Below are 7,021 nucleotides of genomic sequence, written 5' to 3' on the forward strand. Positions count from 1 at the left end.
ATTTGTAGTAGTAAAATGGAAGTGTTGGTAATTTTTATCATTTTTAGCTAAAAATATATAAAAGTAATATAATTTTTTTAATCATGTTTAGAGAGATATTCGTACACTTCCCGTAAATGATGGAATCCTTTCTTTTGAGCTAGTTGTAAATAATGCCTCCAAACTTGTGCGGTCATGATGGCATCTCCAAGGGCATGGTGCCGGTCTCTTATGTCAATTCCACATTGAATGCAAACTTCTTCAAGAGATGCTGATTTCATGGATAGGTCAGATAGTCGAATTAAGAAAGAAGTATCGACCAGTCGGTGGTTAAATTTGGTTCGAAATAAATCCCAGGTTATTTTCCTCATAAAGGAATGTTCATGCTTTGAGTGGTGCGCTACAAGAATATCCCTATTAACAAATTTGAAAAATTGTACTAGCACATCCGATGCTAGTGGTGCGGCACGCAATTCTGTTTCTTGAATATTAGTTAACGATGAAATTTCATCTGATAGTGGAAGGTCTGCTTTTACTAAGGAATAAAATGTTTCATGCTCTTTAATTTGATGCCCCTTCATCTTAATTGCCCCGATTGAAATGATTTGATCGCCCTTTTCTGGATAAAATCCAGTCGTTTCTAAATCAAACACAGCCACATTTAATTCATCAAGTGAGGTGTCCAAACTGTTGTTGTGATTCATCTCTCTTTGAAGGTCTCTAAGAAAAGCCATTTGTTGTGGAGTAGAGGGTCCTTGTAAACTTGCATATATGTTTGAAGAAAGTTTTCCAGTTATTTGTCTAAAAAATTGCATCATCTCAATCATCCCCATTAAAATTGTCCTTTTCTAGTAATCTTCTAACGTGTTGAAAAAGGGCAGAACCATTTTTAATGATTTCCTTTACATCCTTCGTTTGTTCTTTTGTGAGAAGGTTGACAATCAAATAATGACCAGAATCATAGTCTGTATGATCAGCAAACAGTAGACGGTAGTTCAGCAACTTTAAAAACTGCTGCTGAAATAATTCTTTGTTACCACCAGGAAAACAGTTGTCTGGTATTTTTTCAAATCGCAAAAGTGTAGATGTCTCTAGCATTCTTTCTTTAATAGATAAGAGACGTAGGGCATTTACATATGGGAATAGTCCAAGTTCTTTTATATTTAGCGATCCTGAATGGGTCCCGTGGGTTTCTGTTAAAAGCTTGCCTAACACGTTTAACCCCTTTTTGAGATACAGTGTATTGCTAAGAGATTTTGTCAGAAGCTGTTGTTTATTTGCGGTTTGATAGAGATGTTTTTTTAACTTTTCTACATATTCGCTCTCGCCGTAGACCGACCTGCCGTCAAGAAAAATTAATAGATACCGAGTCGACTCCCATGAGGACTCATGCAACCAATTCGTTATTTGCAGCTGCCATTCAGTCATCGATTTACACCAGAAGGGATTGCTTGCCATTACGCCGCCGTCACAATAGGGATAACCTGCATGAAATAGCCCTTTAGAAATTTCTTTTCCTAGTGCTAAAAAGTACGATTTTACATCATCGTTCTGCTCGTGATAGATAATCCCATGGTCTTGGTCACTCCAAACCGATTGTTCCATCCGTCCAGCACTTCCCATCACAAAAAAGCAGAAGGGCGACGGTGGATGGCCAAATCGAATTGATACTTGTTTAATAGATATATTCAACACTTGTTTCACGACTTCATCATGCAATTGGTTTAACTTAAAGTGATCATGAGCAGCTTTCTTCAAATGAATATTTCTAAATTCCGCTGCCTTTGAGTAAAGATTCTCAACCACACTTTTCACCTCTCCTAAAAAAGAGTAAAGAGCAGTACAATCCCTTAGCTAAGGGATTGACTACCATTTCTTTTTCAAATACTATTGAGCCTTCAGCTTTTGTTCAGCATTAACCAATTCAGGGTAACCATAGCTGCCATGCTCACTCATATCAAGACCGATAATTTCTTCCTCTTCCGTCACACGCAAGCCATTCATTGCTTTTTTCATTACTGCCAGGATGATGAAGGAGACAATAAAGGCGAAAGCCGCACAGGTAATGACACCTATTGCTTGAACACCAAGCTGATGGAAGCCTCCGCCATAAAATAATCCCGGCTTTCCGACAGTTGCTAATTCTTTTGTTGCAAAGAACCCGGTTGATAAGGTTCCCCATACCCCGGCTGTACCATGGACGCTTAATGCGGCAATTGGATCATCAATTTTTATTTTTTCAAAAAAGCGAATGCTATAAAAAACAAGAATTCCAGCGATAAATCCTATCAGGACGGCGGCCCATGTATCAACGAATGCGCAGGAAGCAGTAATTGCGACCAAACCTGCAAGAGCGCCGTTTAATATCATCGGGACATCGGCTTTGCCTAATACCATCCAAGAAATGACCATCGCGGCTACTGTTCCAGCAGCAGCTGCTAGATTGGTATTAATAGCGACGAATCCAAAAAAGGCTTTGTCAACAGATAAAGTGCTGCCAGCATTGAAACCAAACCAGCCTACCCATAACAGTAATACACTCAAGGCGGTGAAAACTTGGTTATGGCCGGCAAGATTATTGGCTGAACCGTCTTTATTAAATTTTCCGATACGGGGTTTTAAGAGAATTGTGGCTGCGAGCACCGCCATGGCACCAGTTAAATGAACAACAGTTGAACCGGCGAAGTCTTGTTTTCCATGCTCTGCTAACCAGCCGCCGCCCCAGATCCAGTGTGCGATAGGAGGATAGACAAATATGGAGAAAAGAACGGCAAATACAAGATAAACACTGAGTTTAGCTCGTTCGGCAAATCCGCCAAAGGCGATTGTTAAGGAAATACCAGAAAAGGCTAATTGGAATAAAAAGAAAACGGCGCCTGACAATGGTAAACCATCAATGTCATAGCCTGAATAAAAGAAAGCGGAGAACCCGATCAAAGGATTTCCTTTTCCGAAAATTAAGCCATATCCCACTGCCCAAAACATAATCGAGCCAATTCCAAAGGTAAGGATTGTTTTTCCGGCAATATGCCCTGCATTCTTCATTCTGGTTGAACCCGTTTCAAGAAGAATAAAGCCTCCGATCATTAATATGACAAGGACTGCACCAACCATAACCCATAGACTGTTCATTAAAAATAAAGTATCCAATTTTTCTCCCCCTTTTGAGTTGTGTTTCACCTTATAACATTTTGTGTAGTTGTATTTTTACATAATTCAGGAGGATGTATCTATAATTTTGTAAGGTTATCTAACATGGTTTTTGAAGTGTTGAGATGGAAAGGGGGAACAAAAAAGCCTAGCTCCTAAAAAAAGGAACGAGGCTGTAAAAAGAGCATATTAATTTTTTCGAATTCCGAACTGGGCATTTAGTTGTCCTTGAATCATTTTACGACGGATTTCATCCTGACTTTGTTTCTTTTGTTCCTTTAGCATTTGTTTCCTAATTTCGTGAGTTTGAATACCATCCTCAATTTTGTTGGCAATATCCATCAGTACTTCTACATCTGAAAAGGAAAACTTACGACTTCCTCCTGCAGACCTTTCAGGGAAAATCAGTTTCCGTTCTTCATAATAACGGATTTGTCTTTCAGATAGACCAGTGAGTTCCCTGACAATCCCAATCGTTATGACCTTCTTATCTTTATAAGACAAATCTTTTCCCATGTTAGCTGTTCACCACGCCCTATTGTTTTCCTTAATTTGAGTATTAATAATATACGTTAGATTTTCTCACATGAGATAAATATTTTGTATTGTTATGCAAATATTTTTAAGAAAAAAATCATGTGAAGTAAAAAGGACTTTATTTTTTGGAGGCTATTGATTTTTTATATAGAATCTCCAGTTCACTGATTGTTTTTCCTTGTTTACGAGGGTTTCTGAAAGAATTCCTTACTATGTAAGACAGTTGGAACCCATTAAAGAACCGGACTCTCACAAGCCCGGTTCTGAAGTTTCCCTTAATACTCCCCGTCAAATGGTGTAAATGGAATGTGGAGACGATTTTCGACGGCCCGGAGCCGTTGGTTGACACGCTGGAGCCGGCGTTGCAGCTGGCTTATTTCTCTTTGTTGCCGCTCATTTTGTCTTTCGAGCTGACTGACTCGGCGTTCAAGTTGTTGTGGCTGCCTATTGGGGTCGTATTGATCTAGTGGAACATGATAATAATTTTGCTCTACTGGAGCATAGGAATGGTATTGCTCTTGTTGGTAATCTAATTGCTCTGCTGGAACATACGAATGGTATTCAACCTGCATTTGTTGTGGCTGATAATGGCCATAGGGATTCATTTGGGCATCTCTCCTTATGTGATAGTACCCTATAGATTATGTAACCATTACAGGTAGGTAACGGCGCATGCCTAGAGATCGAAATGAAAAAGCCCATTCATAAATCAAAAGTGAATGGGACTTTTTTCTAAATGTTTTTATGATCCGTTTCAGCGTAATCGAGTCGGTCATTGGATACTGACCAGCCGGTTATTAAACCAATAATAAACCAAACCAGTGCCAGACCTCCGAGGGCAAAAATTGTGTCACCGACAATCCGGAGCCAAACAAAGGTATGAACAATGTCTTGTGACATAAAGGTGGCGGAGCGTGCGTACCACATGCCGTGTTGAACACTTGCCCAGGTCTGCATTAAGCCGATTGGTATTAGGCTGATTAGCACCATTAAGGCAAGGCCGATATTAATGGCCCAAAATGCGAATTTCAGTGCGCCAGTTTTCCATTCTTTTTTCACTGTCAAACCACGTAAGCAGAAGAGCATTAAGCCAATTCCTAACATACCATACACACCGAATAGGGCGGTATGTCCGTGAACAGGTGTCGTATTCAGCCCTTGCATATAATAAAGAGCAATTGGCGGATTGATAAAGAAGCCAAATAAACCGGCACCGACTAAATTCCAAAACGCAACGGCAATAAAGAAATAAATAGGCCATTTGTAGGCAGATACCCATGGCTTAGCGCGGCTTCGGGTAAGATTTTCATAGGCTTCAAAGCCGATTAACACAAGCGGTACAACTTCAAGTGCACTAAAGGATGCTCCGAAGGCGATGACACCTGTTGGAGTTCCACTGAAGTATAAATGGTGAAAAGTCCCGATAATTCCTCCGAATAAAAAAATAACAGTGGAGAAGAGGACGGAGGTAGTCGCTGTCCGAAGTCCGAGCAATCCCATTCTTGTAAACAGGAATGCCATAACGACTGTGGCAAACACTTCAAAAAATCCTTCAACCCAGAGATGGACAACCCACCAGCGCCAATATTCGGCAATCGCCAGGTTACTATGCTGCCCCCATAATAAAGCAGGGATATAGAACACGGGGATCGCCAGGGAAGCTATTAAAAACAGCGCAAGAAGATGGCGGCTTTCTTTTAAATTTTTAAAGGCTGGCCAAATAGCTCGAGCCATCAGGAATAACCATAGAAACAATCCAACCGTTAAGAATATCTGCCAAAAACGACCGGTGTCAGTATATTCATAGCCTTGATGGCCGAACCAGAAGTTGGCGGTATGACCTAATTTTTGCTGCACGGCAAACCATTGCCCGACCATTGATCCAACAACAATTATTAGTAAACAAACAAATAAGAAATTTACACCGAACCGTTGGAATTTCGGTTCATGACCAGATACAGCAGGTCCGATAAACAACCCCGTTGCCAACCAAGCTGTAGCAATCCATAAAATACCCAGCTGAGTGTGCCACGATCTTGTCAGTGAATAAGGAATCCATTTATCAATTGGGATTCCATAAAATCCACTGCCTTCGACCTGATAATGCCCTGTTATTGCCCCAAGTAAAACCTGGACAAGCCAAAGGGCAGCTACTACCCAAAAGTATTTCTGTGTTGCCTTCATCGAAGGGGTTGCGGCCAAGGCAAGTAAAGGATCCTTTTTCGGATATTCCTCATCTTCGTCATGATGATTTTGCGTAGCATGGTACCATGCTAAGGCGCCAATCCCGGCCAGCAGCAAGACAAAGCTGACAACAGACCAGACAAGCATTTCACCGGTTGGTTTATTATCGATCAGTTCTTCGTTGGGCCAGTTGTTTGTATAGGTAACATTGTCTCCGGGGCGGTTGGTTTCGGTTGCCCAAGTAGTCCACCATATGTAGCTAATGAATGCACTAAGACGTGTGTCGTCCTTTATCACATTCTTAGGCATCGCATATGCTTCTCGTAATTTATCTAATCTTGGATCGTCAGTGAACAAAGAAGCGTAATGCTTACTAACATTTCGAATCGCATCAGCTCGAATTGGTGATATAGTAATTTCCTTTGTTTCTTTATTGAAGGTATTTGGCCGAATTTCATTTTTAAGTCTTGCCCTTAAAGCAGCCTTTGCTTCATCGTCAAGAGCAGCATATCTCTTTCCATAATCCTTCACTGCCCAGTTATTTAACAGCCACATCGACTGCCGGTGAAGCCAATCTGCGTTCCAATCGGGGGCAACATAGGCACCGTGGCCCCAAATACTGCCAAGCTCCTGACCGCCAATAGATTGCCAAACATTTTGTCCATCTTGAATATCCTTTTTTGTAAAAAGAACGGTTCCGTCTGATACGACAACGCGTTCTGGTATCGGGGGCATTGACTGATATAGCCTGCCTCCGTAGTAACCTAGAATGGAGAATGATGCTATAAATACAATTGTCAGGCTAATCCATAGCCTTGTATAACGCATGAATACACCTCCGAAAAAGATTTCTCGAGTAGTTTTCTCCCATGGATTTCTATTTAAAGGAAATCCTAACTAGTAACATACCCCTATTTCTATAAAAAATTCATATTTTTCATTATTTTGGAAGCGAAGGAAGGATAAACCCACAAACATTTTAGTCTTTTATTTTCTAGCACTATTGAATTAAAAAATGATAGATGTGTAAAAAGTCTGAATATTGAAGACGGGACCAACGTATGATGTAAAAATAATTAATTTTAAGATACTATTTCCACTTCAATCAATTAACGTATTAATATAGTAAGAAAATAAATGTTTGAATAATAAAAAAAAAGAGCTTATAATC

Annotated in this window: 6 protein-coding genes; all 6 read right to left on the minus strand. The window is 40.2% G+C overall.

Translation table 11 applies throughout. From position 1 onward, the window contains the following. Positions 1-77: 77 nt before the first annotated feature. The 6 genes from V7150_RS00525 to V7150_RS00550 all read right to left on the minus strand — a co-directional run bounded on the left by V7150_RS00525 (position 78) and on the right by V7150_RS00550 (position 6,678). Positions 78-797, minus strand: coding sequence for an exonuclease domain-containing protein (locus V7150_RS00525; RefSeq protein ID WP_335512551.1), 720 nt, complete (start codon positions 795-797; stop codon positions 78-80). A 1-nt stretch (position 798) separates the two neighbouring features. Beyond that, positions 799-1,785 (minus strand): DUF294 nucleotidyltransferase-like domain-containing protein, encoded by a 987-nt coding sequence (locus V7150_RS00530; protein WP_335512553.1) that lies wholly within the window; start codon positions 1,783-1,785, stop codon positions 799-801. Between the two features lie 81 nt (positions 1,786-1,866). Continuing rightward, the gene (locus V7150_RS00535; RefSeq protein WP_335512556.1) at positions 1,867-3,129 is read right to left on the minus strand and encodes an ammonium transporter; all 1,263 of its coding nucleotides are present in this window, start codon (positions 3,127-3,129) and stop codon (positions 1,867-1,869) included. 189 nt (positions 3,130-3,318) lie between these two features. Beyond that, positions 3,319-3,645, minus strand: a complete 327-nt coding sequence (locus V7150_RS00540; RefSeq protein WP_335512558.1) for a MerR family transcriptional regulator — start codon at positions 3,643-3,645, stop codon at positions 3,319-3,321. A 296-nt stretch (positions 3,646-3,941) separates the two neighbouring features. Beyond that, positions 3,942-4,271, minus strand: coding sequence for a hypothetical protein (locus V7150_RS00545; protein WP_335512560.1), 330 nt, complete (start codon positions 4,269-4,271; stop codon positions 3,942-3,944). A 127-nt stretch (positions 4,272-4,398) separates the two neighbouring features. Continuing rightward, a complete protein-coding gene (locus V7150_RS00550; RefSeq protein ID WP_335512562.1) occupies positions 4,399-6,678 on the minus strand; it encodes a nitric-oxide reductase large subunit in 2,280 nt (759 codons plus the stop codon). Positions 6,679-7,021 lie beyond the last annotated feature (343 nt).

This window comes from Neobacillus drentensis (assembly GCF_036965245.1).
Classification (GTDB): Bacteria; Bacillota; Bacilli; order Bacillales; family Cytobacillaceae; genus Neobacillus; species Neobacillus drentensis_G.

Excerpts from the sequence above, each read along its gene's own strand:
- V7150_RS00550 (WP_335512562.1), bottom strand. The coding sequence starts at position 6,678 with ATGCGTTATACAAGGCTATGGATTAGCCTGACAATTGTATTTATAGCA.
- V7150_RS00525 (WP_335512551.1), bottom strand. The coding sequence starts at position 797 with ATGATGCAATTTTTTAGACAAATAACTGGAAAACTTTCTTCAAACATA.
- V7150_RS00545 (WP_335512560.1), bottom strand. The coding sequence starts at position 4,271 with ATGAATCCCTATGGCCATTATCAGCCACAACAAATGCAGGTTGAATAC.
- V7150_RS00540 (WP_335512558.1), bottom strand. The coding sequence starts at position 3,645 with ATGGGAAAAGATTTGTCTTATAAAGATAAGAAGGTCATAACGATTGGG.